At 23.4% G+C, this 21,270-nt stretch carries 17 protein-coding genes; 7 read left to right on the forward strand and 10 right to left on the reverse strand.

Going from position 1 to position 21,270, the window contains the following annotated elements; translation table 11 throughout:
- Positions 1 to 136 precede the first annotated feature (136 nt).
- The 4 genes from ELQ11_RS08590 to ELQ11_RS08605 all read left to right on the forward strand — a co-directional run bounded on the left by ELQ11_RS08590 (position 137) and on the right by ELQ11_RS08605 (position 2,684).
- Entirely contained in the window at positions 137 to 481 is a 345-nt protein-coding gene (locus ELQ11_RS08590) for a hypothetical protein (protein WP_024266121.1), read from the forward strand.
- A 77-nt stretch (positions 482 to 558) separates the two neighbouring features.
- A complete protein-coding gene (locus ELQ11_RS08595) occupies positions 559 to 951 on the forward strand; it encodes a hypothetical protein (RefSeq protein WP_134225254.1) in 393 nt (130 codons plus the stop codon).
- Between the two features lie 402 nt (positions 952 to 1,353).
- Positions 1,354 to 2,148 carry a Fic family protein gene (locus ELQ11_RS08600; protein WP_126211327.1) on the forward strand — a complete coding sequence of 265 codons (795 nt, stop codon included), beginning with the start codon at positions 1,354 to 1,356 and terminating at the stop codon, positions 2,146 to 2,148.
- A 146-nt stretch (positions 2,149 to 2,294) separates the two neighbouring features.
- Entirely contained in the window at positions 2,295 to 2,684 is a 390-nt protein-coding gene (locus ELQ11_RS08605) for a hypothetical protein (protein WP_070278405.1), read from the forward strand.
- Positions 2,685 to 2,731: 47 nt separating this feature from the next.
- On the opposite strand, the gene ELQ11_RS09930 is transcribed toward ELQ11_RS08605, so the two are convergent.
- From ELQ11_RS09930 to ELQ11_RS08650, 10 genes are all read right to left on the reverse strand, one after another.
- Positions 2,732 to 2,887, reverse strand: a complete 156-nt coding sequence (locus ELQ11_RS09930) for a hypothetical protein (RefSeq protein ID WP_162842138.1) — start codon at positions 2,885 to 2,887, stop codon at positions 2,732 to 2,734.
- A 100-nt stretch (positions 2,888 to 2,987) separates the two neighbouring features.
- The gene (locus tag ELQ11_RS08610) at positions 2,988 to 3,137 is read right to left on the reverse strand and encodes a toxin-antitoxin system HicB family antitoxin (protein WP_134225255.1); all 150 of its coding nucleotides are present in this window, start codon (positions 3,135 to 3,137) and stop codon (positions 2,988 to 2,990) included.
- A 48-nt stretch (positions 3,138 to 3,185) separates the two neighbouring features.
- Entirely contained in the window at positions 3,186 to 3,350 is a 165-nt protein-coding gene (locus ELQ11_RS09935; RefSeq protein ID WP_166739186.1) for a hypothetical protein, read from the reverse strand.
- A gap of 59 nt (positions 3,351 to 3,409) precedes the next feature.
- Positions 3,410 to 4,237, reverse strand: coding sequence for a hypothetical protein (locus ELQ11_RS10355; RefSeq protein ID WP_243833546.1), 828 nt, complete (start codon positions 4,235 to 4,237; stop codon positions 3,410 to 3,412).
- Entirely contained in the window at positions 4,234 to 4,689 is a 456-nt protein-coding gene (locus ELQ11_RS08625) for a hypothetical protein (protein WP_134225256.1), read from the reverse strand. Before ELQ11_RS08625 ends, ELQ11_RS10355 begins: the two co-directional genes overlap by 4 nt.
- 39 nt (positions 4,690 to 4,728) lie before the next feature.
- Positions 4,729 to 7,080: a hypothetical protein gene (locus tag ELQ11_RS08630; protein ID WP_134225257.1), complete on the reverse strand. Its 2,352-nt coding sequence runs from the start codon at positions 7,078 to 7,080 to the stop codon at positions 4,729 to 4,731.
- Positions 7,077 to 9,269, reverse strand: a complete 2,193-nt coding sequence (locus tag ELQ11_RS08635; protein WP_134225258.1) for a DNA topoisomerase 3 — start codon at positions 9,267 to 9,269, stop codon at positions 7,077 to 7,079. Before ELQ11_RS08635 ends, ELQ11_RS08630 begins: the two co-directional genes overlap by 4 nt.
- Positions 9,266 to 10,156, reverse strand: a complete 891-nt coding sequence (locus tag ELQ11_RS08640) for a hypothetical protein (RefSeq protein ID WP_070284781.1) — start codon at positions 10,154 to 10,156, stop codon at positions 9,266 to 9,268. The genes ELQ11_RS08635 and ELQ11_RS08640 overlap by 4 nt, the downstream gene beginning before the upstream one ends.
- A gap of 8 nt (positions 10,157 to 10,164) precedes the next feature.
- Positions 10,165 to 10,812 carry a hypothetical protein gene (locus ELQ11_RS08645; protein ID WP_208359340.1) on the reverse strand — a complete coding sequence of 216 codons (648 nt, stop codon included), beginning with the start codon at positions 10,810 to 10,812 and terminating at the stop codon, positions 10,165 to 10,167.
- Positions 10,800 to 11,582 carry a thioredoxin fold domain-containing protein gene (locus tag ELQ11_RS08650; protein WP_134225259.1) on the reverse strand — a complete coding sequence of 261 codons (783 nt, stop codon included), beginning with the start codon at positions 11,580 to 11,582 and terminating at the stop codon, positions 10,800 to 10,802. The genes ELQ11_RS08645 and ELQ11_RS08650 overlap by 13 nt, the downstream gene beginning before the upstream one ends.
- A 165-nt stretch (positions 11,583 to 11,747) precedes the next feature.
- On the opposite strand from ELQ11_RS08650, the gene ELQ11_RS08655 reads away from it, so the two are divergent.
- From ELQ11_RS08655 to ELQ11_RS08665, 3 genes are all read left to right on the forward strand, one after another.
- On the forward strand, positions 11,748 to 12,527 hold the full coding sequence (locus ELQ11_RS08655) for a hypothetical protein (protein ID WP_070273928.1): 780 nt from the start codon (positions 11,748 to 11,750) through the stop codon (positions 12,525 to 12,527).
- A 62-nt stretch (positions 12,528 to 12,589) separates the two neighbouring features.
- A complete protein-coding gene (locus tag ELQ11_RS08660) occupies positions 12,590 to 20,050 on the forward strand; it encodes an SNF2-related protein (RefSeq protein WP_070273927.1) in 7,461 nt (2,486 codons plus the stop codon).
- A 116-nt stretch (positions 20,051 to 20,166) separates the two neighbouring features.
- Entirely contained in the window at positions 20,167 to 21,270 is a 1,104-nt protein-coding gene (locus tag ELQ11_RS08665) for a hypothetical protein (protein WP_134225260.1), read from the forward strand.

Here is a 21,270-nt window from a genome sequence, read left to right on the forward strand (position 1 = left end):
CATTTTGTTATAATTCAATTATAATTTTTTATTTAAGTTTATTTTTATATATAATACTATATAATATTATATAATATAATATAATATAATATAATATAATATAATACTAATTATCTTTGGAATAAAAGGAGAAATAGTGAAAATCGAAGTAATTAAAAACAAGTTTTTTGATTTAGAAAGTGTTCTAAAGGGCGAGAGAAAAAATATTTATAATAAAGACGCTTACGCTTTTTTAGAATGTAAAGATGATAAAGATAATATTGCTAGATTTTTTGATTTAGGCGAGATTGCACTAAATTATAATCAAGAAAACAATCAAATTGAAGTTTATTTTCTTAAGTATGAGTTTTTTCAAGAGAGCTACGAAATTTTAAAATATCATATTGTAAATAGTATTAAGTTTGCTTTTGTGAGTGTTGAAGACACTTTTAAAAGATTATCCAACTTAAAAATTAATGTTAAAGATTTTATAAAAGAATAAGTGGGGGTGGATTATGCAAAAAAATATATTTTAGAGTATGAAAAAATCATTGACTGAAAATATAAAAAGGAGTGAAAATGTATGAAAAAACAATGAAAGAAGTTTTAAGCGATATTTGGAATAGAGCTTTTGCCAAAAAAATAGGATTTAACGAAAAACACTTTAGTTTTACTTATAATAAAAATAAAGAAACTTTTCTAGTTATTATGCGTCTTGAATATACTATAAGCGATTGCGATTTATTTATTAATGAAATAAGTTATGAAATAACTAATGAAAAATTAGGAGGTCGTATAGTAAGATATGGTCGAATTTCAAAATTTAAAGGATTTTCACAAGAAAAAAGTTTTTATAATAAAACTAGAAAAGAGATTAATAGTACTATAGCAATTTATATGGATAAAGAAAGTTTTAAAAATTATTTACCATGTCACTTTTTAAACGCTTATTATAAGAAGGAACCAAAATGAACTTATTAGGTAAATTAAAAAAATATCAGAAGTTGAAAAAGAAGAAGTTGAAGGTTAAGGAGTAAAAATTTTATAATATAATATAATATAATATAATATAATACTATATAATATTAATTATCTTTGGAATAAAAGGAGAAAAAATGAATGACAAAAGAAAAGTTAGGGAATTTCTGTCTTATGCGGAGAAATATCTGTCTTATGTGTTATTTTTTTGTATAGGTTCTTGTTTCGTTGCTTTAATGCTAAGTGCGGTCATTGATAGTGATTTTTACTCACTTTTTATTATTTCATTTTCAACAATTACGATCAGTCCTCTTATTTGTATAGGGTTGTTTACATTAATAGAAAAATTGATAAAATAAAAAAAATATTCTATGATTATAAAAATAGGAAAAGAAAATGAATTTAAAAGATTATCTAAAAGAAATTGATATTCTAAAAGATTTTTTGAAAGAACACAAACTAGCTTTTGAAACTAAAAAATCACTAGAAGAAGATTTTAAATTAAGATATACAAATGATTCTAATGCAATCGAAGGAAATACACTTACCTTATTTGAAACAAAAGCAGTGCTTGAAGGTATGACTATTGCAGGAAAAAGTGTAAAAGAACACTTAGAAACCATAAACCATTCACATGCTATTGATTTTATGTTAGAACTTGCAAATGCTAATACAATTTTAAATGAATTTGATATTAAATCTTTACATCAAATTATTTTACAAACAATTGATATAAAGAATGCTGGAGTATATAGAAAGGCTAATGTAGTGATTAGCGGTGCAAAACATATTCCACCTGATTATTTGAGTATTGATTTTGAAATGAAAAACTTTTTAAATTGGTATGAGAATGAAGCACAAAATTTACACCCTATTATTAGAGCTTCAAGAATACATATTGACTTTGTTAGAATACACCCATTTATTGATGGTAATGGAAGAATGTCAAGGCTTTTAATGAATTATGAGCTTGTTAAAAATAATTATCCACCTATCAATATTAAGTATTCTTCAAAAGAAGAATACTTTCAAGCTTTGGAAGAAGCTTGTTATTATAAAAACTTTGAAAAATTTGACACAATAGTAATAAAAGAAGTTAAAAATGAACTAGAAAAAAGAAAACATTTCGCTCTAAAAAATGAAAAAAATGAATATCAAGAAAATTTAAAAGATAAAATAAGAAGGAGCTAAAATGAAAAAATAATTTTATCAATGCTATCTTTAAAAATCAAAACTTATATTATATAATATTATATAATATTATATATTCAGAAAGATTATTATAAGTTTTAATATATTATTATTTAAAATAAAATTGTTTTAAAAAGGAAAATAAAATGAAAAAAGAAAAAAGTTTGTATTTAATTATTTTTGGATTATCTTTAATTTTTATAGGTTGTGGAGAACCTAAACTTAAAGAATATACTTATAATTCAGAGCAAGGAAGTAAAGAAGGATATGAATTTGCACTTAAAAAAATTGATGAAGAGTATAAAACAAGTGGAAAGTATTCTTTAATTGATTTAAGCGAAATAAAAAATATTAAAACACTTAAAGAAAGAGATTATAATTTTCTCTTAAATTCACAAAAAGAATCTAAAAAAGAAATTGAAAATGGTAGATATCAATATGCTGATATAATGATTATAAATTATAATGATCATTATAGTATACTTAGCGTTGAGTGCAATTTGCGAAGGAAATTTTGTGATATTTCTGATAATTAAAATGTTTTTATGGGCTTTGTCATTAACTCTTATAGCAAAGTCCATATTTAAAGAGCTTTTAAATCCTTTGTAATTAAAAATATTATATATTGAGTAAGCGGCAAACCCACTTCATCAGCCTTTTTTTGCAACTCATCTTTTTGCTTATCACTAAGCCTTATTTGCACGATATTACTTCCCCTGTTTTCTTTTTCTTCTACCATTGTTTCTCCTTATTTAAAGTTTTTTTTAAATTTTCTCATTTTTGAGAAAAATAAAACTGACAACAAAAAGATTTAAAATCCGAGCGTTAATTTAACATCTTTATTTTTCCTTTATATCATTTATAATAAGATTAATGATGTATTGAGTTGTGTTAATGCCTAACTCTTCAGCTTTTTTATCTAGTGTTTCTTTGAGTTTAGCACTCATAGTTAGCATAACTCTTTGTGCCTGTTCTTTCTCTTCTACCATTGTTTCTCCTTATTAAAAGTTTTTTTAAAATTTCGAAAATACTTTTAATCACTTTTGATTAAAAGTTTCCATATCTTTCATAATAAGATGATAAATATATGTATTTAGAGGAAAACCTAAGCTGTCAGCTCTCTCTTGAAGGTATTCTTTCGTCTTATCGCTAATTCTTAATTGTATAGGATTGCTCCCCTTACTTTCTTTCTCTTCTACCATTTTCTTTTTATCCTTTTCTATATCTTTTTTTTGTTGCGTTTGGATTGGTAATCATAATATCAAGATGATTTTTTCTGCTTCCTATAATCAGAACTTAAATTTGTTAAAACATTTCTCCATGCTACAATACAAACACTTACATCATAAACTCCTTGTCCTTTTCCTTGTGTTTTTTTATACATTTCTTTAATCCAATTTTCATCATTCTTGTTTCCCTTTAAGAAGTCATTAATATCAACTTCTATAGCGGAGCTTATATATTTAACAAAATCCATTATTCCAACATTTTCTTTTGCTTTGTCTTTATAGTCTATTGCTAATTTTAAAAGAGATTGTAAGCTTATAACATTGGTTAAAGTAGATAAGTCAAAAATAAAATCTTTTTCATTATCTCTTTTATAAACCATAAGTTTTAAAACATTTTTCATAAATTCTTTTTGTTTTTCTTTCCATTCATTTTCTTCGCCAATTAGTAAAGCTATTAAAATTTCGTATATAGCTAAATTGGACATTGTTTGAAAATTCATTTTAATAACTCCATTGCTATACCATAAAAAATCAACTTTCTCATATTCTTTAAAATTTTCTTCAAAATATTTTTGTCCTTGTTCTTTTGTTTCAAGGCTATATCCTGAAAAATCTATTTTTCTATCTTTGTCTTTTTCAAAGCTGATTATTGTGTAACATTGCTTGTTTTTTGTTACAAAGAGAAAATTATTATGAAGCACAAAAAAATCATATTTTCTTTTATTAAGATTGTATTTTTCTACCATTTCTTTTAAAAAATTTAAAAATACTTCTTCTGTAAGCTCCTTTTGTTCTTCTTTGTATTTTTTCATTAAGCAATCTGCTTCATCTAAAAAATTATAATAATCTATTTGTGTCATTTTCTTCTCCTTTGAAATTTATATTCTTTATTGGAATTTTCTTCTTTTATATTATTTTTGTTAAAATTAATAATGTGATTTACTACTTTTTCAATATCTTTTAAGCATAAATCTTCATCTAACTGAGTATTTATCCTACTTTTATTCCAAGAATGATTTTGATCAAAAAATATGATTTTAGTAATATTCTCGTCTTTTTCAAATAAATCAGTGTCAAATTTTTTTAAATAAATAGGAGCTATACAAACTTCATTTTCCAACTTATTAAAATCTACTTCTTGTTCGTGTTTTAAGCCAATATAGCCACAAAGCCATTGTCCTTTGTCATTTTGCATTAATAAATCCTTATCTTTTAATTCTTTTAGATTAGGATATTCAACTTTCAAAATAACATATGGAATGTCATTGATTTGTCCTTCTTTTCTTTCAAGTTCTATATATTTTTTTTTCATTTTATTCCTTTGTATATATTTGGTTTAGTTGAGATTTCTTTAAACAATATTTGCTCTCTTGTTTAAAGTGTTTTCCATACCTTGAGAAATCATTTCACTTTGTTTTCCATCAATACCTACCAATGATAAAGCCCATGAAGGCCCTTTAATAATTAAATTCCACATAATTACCGCTGAAGCAATTTTTGCAAATATAGTTAATAAGCCTGTGATTGCACCTATAATAAAGTTAGTGTGAAAATTATATACGCTAGTTTTAATTCCTGTAAATTGTTCTACAGAAACAAATAAGAAAAATTCGTCTACTAAAACATTTATAAATAATGATAAATATATAAAGAGAATAATTAATACGGGTTTTAAAAATATAGCCATACCATTAATTAAGAATTCAATAATTTTATCCATTCTTTTAGTTGCTAAGGAGAAAGCTACAACGAATGGTGAAATATAAAAATATTTTATCAAAGAAACTAAATAAGATACAAATATTATAATAGAAGCTGTAGTGCAAACCAATAATGGTATTTTTTGAAAAGTCCATTCTATTAACATTATAGCTATAGCATATCCTGTAATTGTTGAGGCAACTGTTCCTGTTATGTATCCAACTATAGCTCCACCTACTGTTCCTATGATTGGCACAGTAGAAGCTGCTGCTGCTTGAATTACAGCCATGAATTTTCCAGTATTTTCCATTACAAAATCTTTTATAGTTGAAGCTCCTGGTAACATCATCCATACTAATTTACCTGCTATCCATCCTAAAGAGCTATCTGTAATATCATCTTTACTAATTTCAATATCTCCTTTATTTATATTTTCTTTAGTGTTTTGAATATTTTTTTTAGTTGCTTTAATCATCCTTTCTTTTTGTTCATCTTCATCACCTTGCTCTTCTTTAAACATAGTTACTTCTGCTAAAATTGCACTACTTGGCGTAAATAAAGAATTTATCCATCCAAGTTGCATTTCTCTTACTGCAAAATAAGCATCAAGATTTTTCATTTCATTGATTTTTTGAGTGTTATCTCTTAATTTATCAATTTTTTCCATTTGAGAATTTATTTTAGTTATTTCATTTCTTGCTTTTAAAATATCAGCTTCTAAAGCTATACAAGCTTCCAAGGAAATATCGCCATTTTTTCCTGCCATATCATTACTATCTTCAGCTAAAAATCGTTTTATTTTTTCTTTATCTTCATCTGTTAAAGAAGTGATATAGCTTTCTCTAATGGCAGATAGTTGGTTTTTATATCTTAAAGAACAAGTTTTTTTATAAATTTCATCTCCTTGACTTATAAGAAACTCATTTTCTTTCTTTTTTTCTAATAAGGCTTTAATACCTTGAATATTTACTCCACCTATACTTTTATAAATTTTATCCATATAGGTTTTTCCACCAATTGCACTAGCCATATCTGCAATATCTGTTGATTTTAATGCAAAATATCTAATGACGTTTTGCATAATTGTTGAGTGAGCTAAACCATTTCCTTCGGGTATAGGCATAAAAAATGTTCCTATCATAATCATTGGAATATAAAATTTATGTAAAAATTTTTGCTTTCCTTCATTTTCGCCCCTATTTTCTAAGTAAGCTTGAATTTTTTCTGCACTAATTGAAGTAAGAAAAAATCCACCAACTAAAACAAGAATTAGAATTTGTAAATGTTGATAAATTTTTTCATTGGCTAAAAATAGATTTGAAAAATACGCCATATTATTTTTATTAAAACCATCTACAGCTGAAGTTTCTTGCAAACTTATACTTGAAGTAGAAAATCCTTTATTTTGATTTAAAACAGAATTTGGAGCTATCAAAAAATCCATAAAACTTTGATTTTTTTGTATAGTTTTAATGCTAAAATTATCTATACCATCTTTTAAGGTTAATTCTCCTAAATTATAAGTTTTTTCTCTATCGATAATATTTGGATTTAAAGTTGCTAAAGCAACTAAATATTTTGCAAAATTAATTTTAGTATCGCTTGGCGTCCATTTAATTATACTTTCTAAATTAATTTTTCTATCTATATTTTCATAATTTTTTAATTCAGTATCAAGTCCTGTATACACTTGTTTAGCACAAGATAAATTAGTTTTTGAAGCATTAAATTTTAAATCTAAATCAAAATTTTCATTTTTATAAACTCTACAAAAAGTTGTCCCATTTTTAAAATCAAATCCTATGATTTGAGTTCCATATCCGCTATTAACCTTTCTACACTCCCAACTACATCTATCATTAGTTTCTATGTCATCATTTCTATTAGAAAATATTTTTTGCATTTCTTCTTTAGTAGTTTCAGAAACAACTCCTTGCCCATTATTTGTTCCTTCTGCAAATAAGAAATTAAACAGCAATAAAAATAAAATTATTTTTTTCATTTGTATTTAACCTTTTGCTTATAATTGTTTTGAAAATTATTTTTAGCATTTAAATTAGGTTCGCCATTTAATTCAGGACACATAAATTTACAACCATTTTTCCATTCAGAACAACCATACCAAAATTTGTTTTTTTCATTTTTACTTTCTCTTTTTATTAAGTTTCCTTGATTACATTGAGGACATTTAAAAGATGTATTTAAATTAGTGCTTTTATTTTCTAATTCAGGTTTTCCATTAACAGATTTTGCCTTAAAATCACAGCCATTAGAATATTCAGAACAAGAAAAGAATTTTCCAAATTTTCCATTTATTTCTCTTAAAAAACCTTTTTGACATTTAGGACAAGTTATTTTTTCTTTTTCTTCATTAGAAACAATTTTTTTGTTTAAACTCTTTTCATTATCAATTATTTTTAAAATAAAATCATTAATTGAATTTAAAAAATCGCTTCTTTTTAGTTTTCCTTCTTGTATTTCTTTTTGAGCTTCAAACCATAAAGCTGTCATGTCTGGATTTGTCAATATAGGATCTAAATTTTGGATTAAATTAATTCCAAGTTCTGTAGCATTAACAACTTGCTTTTTATCCTTTGAAACTACAATATAACCTCTGTTTATTAAAGTTTCTATGTGATTACTTCTTGTTGCTGGAGTTCCTATTCCGCCATTTTCGCCTTTTTTATCTTTATCTTTTTCTATTAAAAGTTTTTTAATTTTTTCATCTTTAACATACTTAGAAACTTGATTTAAATCTTTTAATAAAGTAGTCATAGTGTAAAATGGTTTTGGCTTAGTTTTTTCTGCTTTAATCTCAATATTTTGGCATTTTGCAATATCGTTATCCTTAATATTTTTCAAAAAGCCAATTTCTTCTTTTTCATTTTTATTGAAATATTCTTTAAAACCAAGTTCTGTATCTACTCTTAATGTTGTTGAAAAAACATAATCTTTTATATTTATTTCTAAATTGTAGCTATCGTATTTACATGGTTCATAAAATTGCATTAAAAATCTTTGAGTAATTAGAGTATAAATTAATTTTTCATCTTTTGAAAGTTTATTAATATCAATTTTACTTTGAGTAGGAATAATTCCATAATGTGCTGAAAGTTTAGTATCATCAAATGCTTTTGATTTAATGTTTAAATTTACATTATTTTGTCCTATATCATCATTAAAATTATTTTTAATCAATTCTATAATTTGTGGAGCTTCATTATAAATATTTTCTGGTAAGTATTCACAATCGCTTCTATTATAACTTATAGCTTTATGCTTTTCTCTAAGATTTTGCGTAATATCTAAGGTTTTTTTAGCCGAAAAACCATAAAGTTTACTTGCTTCTGCTTGAAGATTTAATAAATTGTATGGAAGTGGTGGATATTCTAATTTTTGATTAATTTTTAATTTTAAATTAACATTTTGATTTTCTGTTTCTGTTTTTATTTTTTTAGCAATTTCTTCATCTTCAATTTTTTCTTCCACTTTTAATGGAATTTTTATTATTTCATTATTGATATCAAATTCACCATTAATTACAAAATAAGGCTTACTAATATGATTTTTATTTTCTAAATCTCTATTTACTATTAAAGCCAAAATTGGAGTTTGAACTCTTCCAACGCTAATTAATTTATTATTGTTTAAAATGCTATAAAGTCTTGTAAGATTAAGCCCAACTATCCAATCAGCTTCACTTCTAGCAAAACCGCTTTCACTTAGTCCATTAAATTCTGAATTTGGCTTCATTTCGTTAATTGATTTTTTTATAGCTTTTGGTGTTATGTCGTTGATTAAACATCTTAAGATTGGTTTTTTAGTTCCTGAGTAGTAAAGAATTTCGTCAATTAAAATTTGTCCTTCCTCATCAGCATCGCCACAATGTATAATTTCTTTTACTTTATTATCATTTATCAATTTTATAATTAATTTTAATTGAGATTCAGAACTTGTAATGGGAATTCTTTTGAAAGGAAATTTTATATCAAGTGGCAAAGCTTGAATATTCCATTTTTTATATTTTTCATCATAAATTTCTGGTTCTGCTAATTTCATAATATGTCCAAATGCCCAAGTTATAATATTATTATTTTTAACAATATGAGTTTTATAATTTTCAGCTTTTCCATCAATGCCTTCTGCAATTGCTCTTCCAAGTTCAGGTTTTTCTGCAATAAATAGCTTCATCTTTTATTCCTTTTTTTTGCAATTAAATCTTCACGATTTTGATAATTTGAATTTGGTTTATAAGTTGGCTTTATTTCTTCTTCATCAAATAAGCTAGTTTGTTTCATTTCATTTGTAGCTAAATCAATACTTTCTATAAGCTTATCAAGTTTATTATTTTTTATTTCATAAAAGTTTTTAAGTAATTTTCTATTTTTAGAATTTGTAATTTGATCTTTTTCTGCTTCTAGATAATTATTTAAATTTGCAAGTATTTCTTCAGGTTTTTTTTGATTAAAATTTATAAAATTTAATTCATCTTTTAAATCTTTTGGAAGTAAATTTTCATTAAGTATTTGTATGTTTGTTTGATTACTTAAATTTTTACTTAAATAAGCAAGTTTATCACCTATCATTAAAATAGAATAAGGAAAAACTTCATAAATATTATGATGTAAATCTGCTTTACACTCATCAAATATTATTTGAGTTGTTTTAGAAAGACTTATCATATCAGTGGAATTAAACCATTTTTCAAGTTTATTGTTTATTTTTTCATCATTTATTAAATAAAAATGTTCTTCATTAATTTTTTTAATATTTCTTTTTGCAACGATATCTTCTAAATTATAAACTTCTTGATTTTCATTATCCCAATAATAAATAAAATCTTTTATCTTAAAAAACGCTTCATCAATATTTTCTGTTTTAAAAAAATCAATTAAATCTTCTTTGTTTGTAAAAGTATAAATATCATCAAATTGTTTATCAAAATTAATTTTTATAAAATCATTTTTATTTTTATTAAACATTTGATATATTTTTTCAATTTCGAAATTCTCATATTCTTTTTTTATTGCTGTTGCTAAAAATCCATTATTTTTTGTATTGAAAGAAAAAAATCTCATAGTTACTCCTATATAGGTAAATTTTTATACATTTCAAACATTTTGCTTATTAAATCAGCTCCGTTAGGTATAAATAGGGCTAAACTAGCAATTTTAGCCCATATAAAAAAAAGAAAGAAAGCAATAATGTTCGATATTCCCATCCAAATAAAAAAACTTAAATAATCTGTGTGCATAGTATCTTTTCTAGCTTGAATAGCTCCATAAGTAGAGGCAGTTATAAAAATAAGAATTGGAATAATAATTATTATCCAATCAACTATAGTTTGTAATGCGAATAATTGTAAGTAAGCACCTTTTTCTTCTAAACTGCCACTTGCTCCTGCTAATTGAAATACTTCATTTTCGCCTCTTGCCCAAAAAATTGGAAATATTTTATTTGTATAATAATTGCTTTCATATATATTATTTAAAATATCTAATAATTTTATACCTAAGATAAAAAATATACAAGAAGCTGTGTGTAATATAAAAGCGATACAAAAAACAGATATTATTGAACTTGATGAAGTGTTTCCATTTCTTGCTTTTAAAATTCCATTAGATAGAGTGAATAAAAAAGGAGCTGTTGAGAAAGCTAGAGCCGCTAAGCCAAAAACAAAAGCAGTTGTTATAAGTTGAGTTGGAATAGCATTCAGTTCCATTATAGCTTCCAATTAATTATAAATGGAGTGTAATTAACTCCTAATTTAAGATATTTATCAAATATTTTTTTAATTTCTTCTTCTTTATATTTTTCATTATTTTTAAAATTAAAATCTTTATAATCATTGTCTCCAAAATAGAATTTTTTAATAATTGCTAGTTTTTCTTGTTTTGTTTTAGCTTTGTCCAAATCGTTATAGAGTGCAGTTAAGATTTTAAAATTATCATGAACGCTTATAAAAATAAAATGAATAGTGTGTTCTTTTAAATATTTTTCATCAATATTTTTTAAGTGTTTTTGACAAAAAGGACATTCTGGATCTGAAAAAACATAAACTTCTTTATTTCCATTTCCTAAGGTTATAATATATTTTTTATCATTCATGAGTTCTTTGATGATATTAGAATATTTATCTTTTGATAGTTCTTCTTGGACTTTATCTTTTGAAAATTCTAAAGTGTTGAAATCTACATACTCATTAAAGAAAAAATTATCTTTTATAAAAATAACTTCTTTTGTTTGTTCTTTGTTTGTTTTGAATTCAAAAACATAAGCTTCAAAAGGAAAATTATTTTTTTCTTCTACAAATTTAATTTCTAAATTTGGAATATCTTTTAATCTTTCTTTATAAAATTGAATTATTTTTTCAATTTTTTCATTTTTAGATAAAGTTAAAGTTTTTTTATAATTATTATCACTAGCATAAAGTTTTAAATTAAGTAAAAAAATAAAGACTATTGATAATAGTATGAACAAATATCGATTTGTTCTTGTTTTCATTTTATTTCCTTTGCCAATTTTTGAAGTATTTTACAAAAAAACAAAATTTGAAAAATAAAAGATTTCTGAAACTAGAACAAAATTTCCCACTTTAAGAAAACTTTTAAGAAAAAAATTTTTTTTTATTTTATTATTTCGCCACTATTTTAATTAAAAGGAGAAAAAATGAAATTCCAAAATTTAGGTGATGAAGCTTATAATAAGCTAATTAGTTCAGATTTAGGGCAAGCTATGCTTAAAGCACAAGAAAAAACGGATCAGATTAATATGTCTAAATACACAAATGAAATAGGAAAAGAAATATTTGTACCTTGGAATCCTTATAATTTGAATTCTAAATATAAATTTTCTATAGTAATTGCAGATGCTTTCGATAAAATGATCAAAGAAGTAATTCCTAAAGATACTATTATTTCAAGTCAATTCCAAAGTTGGATTAATAAAGAGAAAAATGAATTAATGGTAGATTCTAAACTTAATCGTGATCAATATTTTAAAGAACAAATTGATCTTGAAACGGGCGAAGTTTATCAAAACAGTGGCTTATCTTTAGTTAATGCAAAAATGAATTACTTAGAAAAATCCATTGAGAAATTAAAAAAAGCTTTTACAACTTTTTTAAATAATAATCCTGAAAAAGCTTTAGCAAATAGTGAAGAATGTAAAGCTTGGAAAGATTATTATGAAGCCAGAAATCAAGAAGTTTCTAATTATATAGAAAACAATGATTTTAGTTATTACAATAAGACAGACAAGGAAGGAAAAATTTTAGAAGAAGGAACGCAAGAAAAAGCTTTAGAACATCAAAATCATATTCAAAGTAAAATTAATGCTGTTGATAAAGCACAGGCTGAAGCAGAAAGTAGAATGCAAGAAAAAACAGAAAATCAAAATGAGTTATTTAGTTCTGATGAAGTTAAAAACCTAAGAACTCAAAAACAATAAGAATTAATTAAATCTCCTAGTTTTATTTAAAAACTAGGATTAATTTGTCTACGGAAAATAATATGGAAGAAAATAAAATCAATATTCTTTTTTTATATCACGAAAATAACAATAATATAAATTCATCTTTTGGAACAATAATAAAAATTGAAGAAAATATTTTTAATGGTTTTTTAATAAATATTCAAAAAAATTCTCAAAAAAAAGAAAGAAAATATGAAATTAAAAATTTTATTGCAAATGAAATACTTAATGAAAATCCACTTATAACTACAAATGCAAGTAATTTTAGTTTTAATCATAGTAATGATGAAGAATTGAATAAAATTTTAATAAACAATAATATAGAATTAAATATAATTTATAAAAATGATGATATATTAATTTATAGTAAAGATTATGAAGTTAAGCTAGAAGATTATTTTAAAAAAATTAAATTAAAGGATTTAAAAAATGAATATAACCTTACAAGAGATGATGAATTTACCAGAAATGATGATGAAAGAAAATATAATAACTTTTACACAAGCGATGAAAATATTAGAAGAAGCGAACGATGGGGAACAAGAACAACTGATGATACTCAATACGATACAACAAGAAATATTGACAAAAATGAGCAAGAAAATAGACAAACTTTTAATGAATTTTCGGAACATAAAACCAATGAAATTAATAGAGTTGAAGAACAAATTCAAGAGGATAGATTTAAGCAACAAGAAAATATATCAAATAGAGATATCAAAAATTCAGGAGAAATATCAGGAGGAATTGGACAATTTCAGAATAAAAATGGATTTACTCAATTTGAAACAATTGAATTCCAAAGAGATAGAGAAAGTAAAGCAACTAGAAATACAAGCCAAAGAAGTTTTGGACAAAATGGAGATAGATTCATTTTTGATGAATTTTCAAGAACTGAATATAAAGATGGAATTAATCGAAACCAATCCATTATTACAAGAATTGATGATATATTATATTCCGACATTACAAAATCATATATTAGAAAATTTTCAAACAGAATTTTTGATAGTTTTAGAAAATATATTGATAAAATCGATGATGAAAATTTTGAAAAAAGAAATGATAGCGATAGAAAAGAAAATGGAATATTTGCAAGAGTGTTTAATAACTCAACAATTCAACTTCGAGAACAGCATAATAACGGAATTAACAGAAAAAGAGGAGATGATTTTAGAGATTTTAAAGAACAATCAGGAGAAAATAGAAGAACTTTGCATGAACTTGAAACAAGAACTGAGTTATCAAGTAATCAATTTAATCGAGAGGAAAATTTATACTTACAACGAGGAATTGTGGGTGTTAATGAGAGAATACAAGAACAAGAACATGTTAATTTTAAGCGAAGAAGCGAAGAAAATATCACAAACGATAGATCAATTAAGGATGATATTTCCAAAGAGCTTTCAAATGATGAGAATATTAATAATTTTAACTCTAGTCAGTCAGAAGTTGAGTTATTGGGACAAAATAGTGAAAACACATCCAATAATTTACATAGTGAAAATTTTAAATTCACTAGTAAAGAAAAACCAAGAGAACAACAATTTGATTTTGGAGCAAGCGATGAGATTGTTATTGATAATAACAATGGAATATCAAATAGCATTAATGCAGAAGAAAATAAATCGCTTGAAATTAATAGAGAGCATAACAATACCGATGAGCAATCAGAAATTAATACAAGTAATAAATTTAAAGAATATGACAATACAACAGATCAAGGAGAACCTCAATCAGTATCAAGAACAAGCGAATTTAAATTTAAATCTTTTAAAACACATCAATTTTTAAAAAGATTTGATAAGGAAAATTATAAAGGGGAATATCCTGTAAATTTAAGTGTAAAAGAAAGAATTGAAGCAAATATTGAAGCTATTAAACTTACTCAAAAAATATTTAATGAAAATAGGCTTTTTGCAAACGAAGAAGAAAAGAAAATTCTTGCTAGATATACTGCCTTTGGAGGATTAAGAGATTTATTTTATAATGAAAAATATGAAGAATATAAATTAGAATTAAAAGAATTAATTGATGATGATTTATATAAAGATTTAAAAGACTCTTCTTATAATGCTTATTTTACTCCTGATTTTATTATAAAAAATATTTATAAAGGATTAGATTCTTTAGGTGTAAGTAAAAATAATAAAATTAAGGCTTTAGAACCAAGTTGTGGTATTGGAAAATTCTTTTCTTGTGCTCCGCAAAATTATGAATTTGATGCTGTAGAAAAAGACTTAATTTCAGCAACTATTGCTAAATTTTTACATCCAAATGTAAGAATTTATAATAATTCTTTTGAAAAAGTTGATTTTAATAAAAAAGAATATGATGTTGTTGTTGGTAATCCACCTTATGAACAATTAAAAATTAAAGATATGGGTAGTTTAGGAAATAATCTATCAATCCATAATTATTTTGCTGTTAAATCAAGTGAGCTTTTAAAAGATAATGGAATTTTATCTTTTATTATTTCAAGTTATTTTTTAGATTCCAATGGGAATAAGCATAGAAAAATTTTAAATGATTTAGGAAATTTTATTTCAGCTTTTAGAATGCCAAATGATGTTTTTAAAAATTCTCATGCTGATGTTTCAACTGATATATTTTTTTACCAAAGAATTTTTAATAAAAAAAATAATAAAGAATCTTTTGAAATGGAAACAGAATCAAATAATATTTTTATGGATGTAAATCTGTTTAAATTAAGTGATGAAGATTATGTAGAAATTAATAATTATTTTATTCAAAATCCAGAGCAAATAATTGGAAATCCTATTTTAGGTTCTAATCAGTTTGGTAGATTTTCAATGGAAGTAAAAGCACCAGATTATAATTATAATGATGAAATAATAAATCGTATGGAAAGAATACACTCTTTCATTTTTAAAGATAATCCGCCTTTTGAAAAAAAATATACTTTTATTGATTATGATAGTTTAAGTTTAAAAGAATTTCAAAATATAAAAAAACTTAACATTGGTAGTATGTTTTTAATGAATGATAAAATTTATATTAAAAAAGACATAGATTCTTGTGAAGAAGCTTATTTTGAAGATGAATTACCTTTAGAAAAAAAATATTTAATTAATGAAGAAAATATCATTAAAGAAAATAAAAGTAAATTTGTATATAAAAGCTATTTAAACCACGAAGAAAAAAAAATTGCTAGTGAAATTATTAAGTATAGAGATTTAATAAAAGAAAATTTAGCAAATGAAAGAAATCATCTTATTGATAATGAAGTATTAAAAAGGGAAAAAGAAAATTTAAGATTTATAAGAAGAAATATTTTAAATTTAAGTGATTCTAAATTTTTGAACTCTTTAGGAAATAGTAAAAAAGATAAAAATGGATTGATTTTAAAACATAGATTAAAAGATATAATTGAACTTGATAAAATAAATTCTTTTTCTATTTTCTCTACAGAAAAGAAAGTAACATTAAATAATAAAAATACTTATTTAGAAGCTGATTTTTTAAAAGAAAGGATTTATATTCCTTATGAAAGAAAATTGGCACAAAGCAATGAAGAAGCTTTGCAAAAAACTTTAACAGAAAAAGGTTATATAGATTTAAATACTTTAAAAAATTATTCAAAAGACAAAGATTTGGAAAAAATTTTAGTTGATTTATTAGAAAAAAGACTTATTTTTCATGTTTTGAACTCTGATAGAGATAAACATAAAAGTGATTATATCTTAGCAGATGAATTTTTAACAGGAAATGTTAAAGCTAAATATAACGAAATTAAAGAAATGATTGAAAAAAACATTAGTTTTAACAATTTTTCATTACCACTTGAAGAAGTTGCATTAGAATTAAAAAAATATTTTCCAGAATATATTAAATTTGAAGATATAGAGCTTAATTTTGGTGCAAGTTATATAGATATTGAGATTTATAAAGATTTTATTAAAAACACTTTCTTTCACTCTCCTGATAAAATTATTATAGATATTAATTTTGTGAATAGTTTGTATGTATTTGAGAATTTTAAAATTTTAAAAGAAAATTATGATGAATATAGAGATGAAAATATTTTGGTTGAAGAAGAAATTAAAAATACTGATTTAAACGATAATGGTATTAATTTGATGGTTTATAATGAAAAAAGTGAGTTATTTTTTGATTTAAAAACATTAATAGAAAAAATAATTAATGGAAAATCATTAGAAGTTTTTCATTATGAACAAAAAGATGATAATCCACAATTAAAAGTTAAAGTTAATGAAAACATTCCAACAAAAATTGCTTTAGAGAACGCAGAAGCTGTTAAAGATTATTTTGAATCTTATTGTTTTAATAATAAAAATGTAAGAGAAAAAATAGAAAAAAAATATAATGAAGTTTTAAATGTTTACAATAAAACTAATTTTAGTTTTTCAAAATATTTAGAAACACCGTATTTAAATAAGAATATAACTTTAAGAGAACATCAGAAAAATGCTGTTTTTAAAGGTATTTTAAAAAATAGCATGCTTTTAGAACACGAAGTTGGTGCAGGAAAAACTTTAGCAGGGATTACTTTGATTATGGAACAAGTTAGAATGGGAATAGTTAAAAAAGCTCTTTTCTTAGTTCCCAATCATTTAGCTACTCAATGGGAAAAAGAATTTTTATTTGCTTATCCAAATGCAAATATATTAGTAGGGGATAAAATTAAAGATAAAAAAGATAGAAAAGAATTTTTATATAAAATTAAATATGGTAATTACGATGCAATCATTATGAAGCATTCTACTTTTGAAAATATTAACGTTATGGAAAGTTTTCAAACAAATATTTTATATGAATATGCTGAAAATTTAAAAAACTATTTAACAAAAACAATAAAGGTTTCAAGTGAAAAAGATTTAAAAAATTTAAGAAAAACTATAGATAAAAAAATTAAATATTTAGAAGCTAAACTCGAAAAAAGAGCTATTGGAAAAAAATACGATGAAGAAATTGCTTTTGAAGAATTAGGAATAGATGCTTTAGTTGTTGATGAAGCTCATAATTTTAAAAACTTATATATTGATACAAATCAGGATAGTGTTAAAGGACTTCCATTAAATGATTCTTTTAAAGCTATGAAAATGCTTTGTGCTACAAGTTATTGTCATCAAAATAATTATAAATTGTATTTTTTGACAGGAACTCCAGTAAGCAATTCTATTGCAGAATTTTATATTATGCAAAAGTTTTTACAACCAAAAATATTAGAAGAATTGGGAGTTTCTCATTTTGATGATTGGCAAAAAACTTTTACAAAAATTACTTTTAATGAAGAACTTGATAGTAGCGGAGTTAATTACAAATTAACCTCAAGATTATCTCAATTTATTAATGTTCCAGAACTAATGTCTGCTTATAGAGAAAATGTTGATATTGTAACAAATGAAGATATAGAAAAACAAACAGGAAGATTAGTTCCAAAAATTAAAAATGGACGCCCTATAAATGTTATTTCTCCAAGAAGTTATGATATAGAAAGTTATATAGGAATTGAAAATGAAAAAGGATTTTATAACAAAGGAAGTATAATTGATAGAATGGATAATCTAAAAGAAGATCCAAGAAATAACAATATGCTTAAATGCACTTCTGATGCTAAAAAAGCGGCATTAGATTTTAGATTGATTGATAATAGTGCAAGTGATTATGAAGATTCTAAAATTAATAAATTAATTGAGAAAGTTATGTTTCATTATAATGATCAGACTTATCCTTCTTCTACTCAATTAATATTTTGCGATATGGGTGTTTCAAAATTTCATTCTCAAAAAATAAATATAAATGCTGAAAATGAAGCAAGATATAACAATATTGAAGAAGTTATAGCTGATTTAAAATTAGTTTTATTAACAGATGAAGAAACTGAAGAAGAATTTTACGCCAAAGTAGAAATTAATGAAAAAGGAAAAGAAAAAATAATTAAACGATATACTATTGAAGAGTTAATGGAAGAAGTTGGAGATAAATTTGATCTTTATGCAGAAATTTTAAAAAAATTAGTTAAAAGCGGTATTTCACAAAATGAAATTGCTTTTATTGGAGATGCAAATTCAGATATTCAAAAACAAGAATTATTTAATAAAGTTAATGCTGGAGAAATTAGAATTTTAATAGGTTCTACAGCAAAAATGGGAGCAGGAACTAATGTTCAAAAAAGAGTTATTGCTTTACATGAGTTAGATTGTCCATGGAAACCTAGTGATTTACAACAAAGAGCAGGAAGAGTTGTAAGACAAGGAAATTTATTTTTTGAAAAAGATAAAGATAATTTTGAAATTTCACATTATAGATATGCAACTGAACAAACTTACGATTCAAGAATGTTTCAAATCAATGAACAAAAGCTTTTACCTTTAGCACAACTTAAAAAAATTAATCTTTTAGACGGAAAAAGAAATTTTGAAAGTATTGATGCAGAAATCGCTAATGTTTCAGAAATGAAAGCTATTGCTACTGGTAATCCTTTTATTTTAGAAAAACATAAAATTTCAACTATGTTAAAAACAGAAGAAAGATACTTCGAACAATACAAAAAAAATATTCTTCAAAATGAAAGACTTTTGACTTCTTTAAAAGAAAAAAAAGAATTATTACTTAATGATATAGAATTTTTAAATGAGTTTATACATAATAAAGACTTTAAAAAGGAAAATTATAATTTAGAATGCTTTGGTATAAAAACTACTAAAAAACCAAAAAATAAAGAAGATGAAGAAAGTCATAAATCTTTAAAAAATAAAATTAATGAAAAAATAAAAGATATTTTTATTAATTTTAAAAATGAAGCTGAAGTTGAAATTCTTAAAGCAAATGATTTAAAATTAGTTTTTAGAACTTTTATTGGAGAACTTACAAAGCAATTCTGTGTTCAAGGCGTTTTAATTAATAAATATGACAAAGAGTATATTCCAAATAATTTGTTTTTTAAGGCTGATAATGGTTCAATTTTTTATTCTTATCCAGAGATAGACAATATTTTAATAAGATTAACAAACACAATTGAAAAATCAAATACTTTTCTTAATAATTTAAATGAAAGATTAAAAAATACAGACGAAGAAATTTTTTTAAAAGAAAAATTTTTAAGTGAAAATAAATTAGATACTTATGATAGAAAAATACTTTTAGATACACTTAAAAAAGATTTAAGAAATATCAATGAAATTTTTACTATTAGAAATAAATTAAGAAAAAATGGAATTAAAATAAATATGAATAGTCCTGAAATTAAAAATTTATTACCAGATTATTCAAAACTATTAAACGAAAAAGGTAAATTTGTAGCTTCTAATTTGCGTAAAGATGATATAGAAAAAAAAATCGAAATTAAAAATGAAGAAAAAAATAATATTATTGAGATTGAAACTGAAGAAATTAAAATAAATGAAATAGATGATAATTCAACAGATGAAGAAAAAATTGATATATTGATTAATAATCAAAAAAATATAAATAATTTTATTAGAGCAAAAGATATTTTGCAATCAAAAGTATAAAAATTTTTAATTATTTCTTAAAGTGGGAAATTTTGTTCTACTTTCAGAAATCTTTTAAGCAGTAAAAAAAGAAATTGTATACAATAAATAAAATATTACAAAATAAGGAGAAAAATATGGAAGAAATTATTGAAACTCTAAAAAATCATGCAAATCTTAAAAATGATGAAAAATATAGAGAATATGTTGAGCAATTAACTTTATTAAAAGATACTTTTAAAAAAGAAAATAAAATTGATATTAATGATATTGATAATTTTTCAGAAGAAATGAAAAAGTATATAGATAAAAATATTCAAGAAGATGAAAATTATAAACAATTCTTTTTAACTCAAACAGGAGCTTTATTATTAGAATTTCAGCAAGAAGGATTTGTGAACTTGGAAAATTATTATAATAATTTTACTAAATCTTATTTAAAAGATTTAGAGAATTTTGAAGATTTAGAGAATTTAGAACATAAAAAAATAATAGATGAACTCTGTGAAGTATTAGAAGAAAATGAAACTTTAGCAACCAAAGTAAATGATATTAAAGAAGATATTTCTATTTTAAATGAACAAAAATATCCAAAAGAAACTGAAACTGAACGAAGTGATGTTCAAAAGATGATTGATTTTATTAAAGATGATGAACAGATTTATTATCCTTTCAAAAGAAAAGAAACTTTAAATAATGTAGGCTTTATGTTGAAATTTCAAACAGAATTATTAACATTTAGCACAGCAGAAATTAAAGAAATGATAGAGTCTGTAAAGAAAAAAAATGCTATTTTGCAAAAAGAACTTGATGATTTAATGATTGAAAAAAAAGAAAAATTACAAGAATTAAAAGAAGAAATGGCTGAAAATTCAAATAAAACTTTATTAATTTTAGGTGAAAAAGGTGAAAAATTAGAAGAAAATGTTGAAAATAAAGAAGAAGTAGAAAACAAAGAAGAGCAAAATGGAAATTTAGAAAATTTACAAATAGAAAATGAAGATTTAAAAGATGAAATTGAAAAAGAAAATACTAATAAAGATATTGACGATGAGAAAAAAGAAGAGCAAATAGAAGAAAAATTAGAAGAAGAAAATAATGATTTATATGAAAAAATCGCTAAAGCACAAGCAGAAATGGATAAAATAGCTGAAGAAAGAAAACAAGAAGCACAAGAAACACAAGATGAAAAAGTTGAGAATCAAGAAATCAATAAAAATTATAATAATAGGAGACAATAA

This window comes from Campylobacter sp. US50a, assembly GCF_004379015.1.
GTDB lineage: Bacteria > Campylobacterota > Campylobacteria > Campylobacterales > Campylobacteraceae > Campylobacter_D > Campylobacter_D jejuni.